This is a genomic window from Rhodanobacter terrae (genome assembly GCF_042657005.1).
In the GTDB taxonomy this organism is placed as follows: Bacteria; Pseudomonadota; Gammaproteobacteria; order Xanthomonadales; family Rhodanobacteraceae; genus Rhodanobacter; species Rhodanobacter terrae.
In genome coordinates this window covers 1-2086 of sequence record NZ_JBHSNG010000065.1, presented here as the reverse complement: position 1 = coordinate 2086, position 2086 = coordinate 1, and the positions used below count along the sequence as shown (strand labels likewise).

1 protein-coding gene and 2 pseudogenes are annotated in these 2086 nt (G+C 60.8%); all 3 read right to left on the bottom strand.

The window, feature by feature from the left end:
* Nucleotides 1-125: pseudogene (locus ACFPPB_RS20200) on the bottom strand (DDE-type integrase/transposase/recombinase); the annotation flags it as partial.
* Nucleotides 126-216: 91 nt separating this feature from the next.
* Nucleotides 217-1446 carry a group II intron reverse transcriptase/maturase gene (ltrA, locus tag ACFPPB_RS20195; protein ID WP_377330443.1) on the bottom strand — a complete coding sequence of 410 codons (1230 nt, stop codon included), beginning with the start codon at nt 1444-1446 and terminating at the stop codon, nt 217-219.
* 511 nt (nt 1447-1957) lie between these two features.
* Nucleotides 1958-2086 (bottom strand): annotated as a pseudogene (locus tag ACFPPB_RS20190) (IS3 family transposase); the annotation flags it as partial.

Sequence of the window (2086 nt, the reverse complement as noted above, 5' to 3'; positions counted from 1 at the left end):
TGTTCCAGGGCATCGAGCACGAAGTCCGTGCGCATCGAACTGCTGACACGCCAGCCCACGATGCGCCTGGCAAACACGTCAATGACGAAGGCTACATAGAGCCAGCCCTGCCAGGTCGAGACGTAGGGGTGAGTAGGCCGGGGGAGTTGCACCCCCAGCCCCTCGCAGAACCGGACGTGAGCCTCTCGACTCATCCGGCTCCCATCATCGAGCCGTTCACGTGTAACGCAGCTTCCAATGCACAAAGGCCCCGGGGTGTGCGTTGGCCAGTCGGCGCAGTGCCTCCCACGCCCGCGTTTTATGCCGAGCGAGGGACTTGTACTTGCGCTGCAGCCACCGCACCAGATACGCATCCAAGTGTTTCCAGATGGCATCCATCGCGGAGCCGTGAAATCGCCCGTAGTAGTTCCCCCAGCCACGCAGCACCGGATTGAACATACGGGACAGATCGTCGATTTGCTTGTCGCACATGAGCTGAAGATGCCAGCTCCGGATGGTCTGCCGCATGGCACGTAGCGCCTCACGACTGACCGCAGGTGCGAAGTTCACATACACCCGACCGTACTTGTCGACCGCCTTGCGCGGCCGGAAGGTATAGCCAAGGAACGTGAACTGCACCACCGGATACGCTGCCGGACGGTTGATGTCCCGACAATAGACGATCCGGGTCTTCCCCGGATGCAACTCCAACCCACAGGCTCGAAATCGCTCAGCAACGCGGCGCAGGACATACTCTGCCTGTGCCTGGCTTTTGCAGTGGATGACACCATCATCGGCATAACGGCAGAACCGCACACTGCCCAGATATTCGCTCATCCAACGGTCGAAAGCGTAGTGCAGAAACAGATTCGCGAGCAGCGGACTGACGACCCCGCCTTGCGGCGTGCCGCGCGCCCTTTCCACTCGCGTTCCGTCCGCCATCTTCATCGGGGCTGTGAGCCAACGCTCGATGTACAGCAGCACCCAAGGGATCCGGCAATGCTTGCGAACCGCCCGCATCAGCAACGCGTGATCAATGTTGTCGAACAATCCCTTGATGTCGAACTCGATCACCCAGTCATACTCCCAGCATCGCCGCCTTACCATGGCGACCGCATCGAGCGCCGAGCGCCCGGGCCGGTAACCATAGGAGTTGGGGTGAAACACGGGTTCGAGGATCGGTTCCAAGACAAGCTTGACCACCGTTTGCGCCACTCGATCGGTCACTGTGGGCACACCGAGCAGCCGCACGCCACCTGACTTCTTCGCAATCGGCACACCTTTCACCGGCGGCGGAAGATAGCTGCCGGAACAAAGCCGATTCCAAATAACGTACAGGTTGTCGCCGAGACGACGTTCAAATCGATCGATCGATTCCTGATCGACTCCGGGTGAACCTCCGTTGGCTTTGACACGTTGGTACGCTTCCCAGACCAAGGCCTTGGGAATCTCAAACGACTTTGTCATACGCCCCGGCTCCTCCTGCTTGCACAGTTGGCCGATCCGCATGACTCGATGACGCGGCCCCTTCGCTCCATCGCCATTACAGCGACTTCATCACTACTACGAGCCGCTCCGTCCCTTGGTGACGCATCGGTACTGTCGGCCTCGCCTTGCGGGCTTGCGCCTTTCCCTTGCCATCGCCACCGAAGGTTCCCGCAGTTCAACGCAAGAGCCTGAACCCGACTCACGCAGCCTCTACGCCGGACACCGCCTGGCCCATAAGCAGGCACCTGCCAGGCTGATCCCGGAGCAACATCACTCCCCGGTTTCGATGTCATCTCAGTACTTTCGACGCTTGGACGGCTGTTCACGGTTGTTCGTCTTCCGGGTTCTTACCTGACGCCTCAGGGCGCCTTTTCCGCAACGCTCACGACCGGGGCTTTTGACCCAAGCCGCTTGCGGTGGTTTGCCACCTGCTCCTGCAAGCCGATGGCGAGGGACCTACCCTCATCTCTCACGCCGCTTGCTGCGGCACACTGAAATCCGAGACCCAGAGCTGGTTCGGTCGCTCGGCACGGAACTGTCGATTGACCCGATCCAGTGGGCACGGCGCCTTGCCATCACTGACCGTCGTGCGCACGACCTTGCCGCGCATCACACCGCG

Bases quoted from the DNA above. Each gene is read 5' to 3' on its own strand.
- ltrA (WP_377330443.1), bottom strand. From the start codon at position 1,446: ATGACAAAGTCGTTTGAGATTCCCAAGGCCTTGGTCTGGGAAGCGTAC.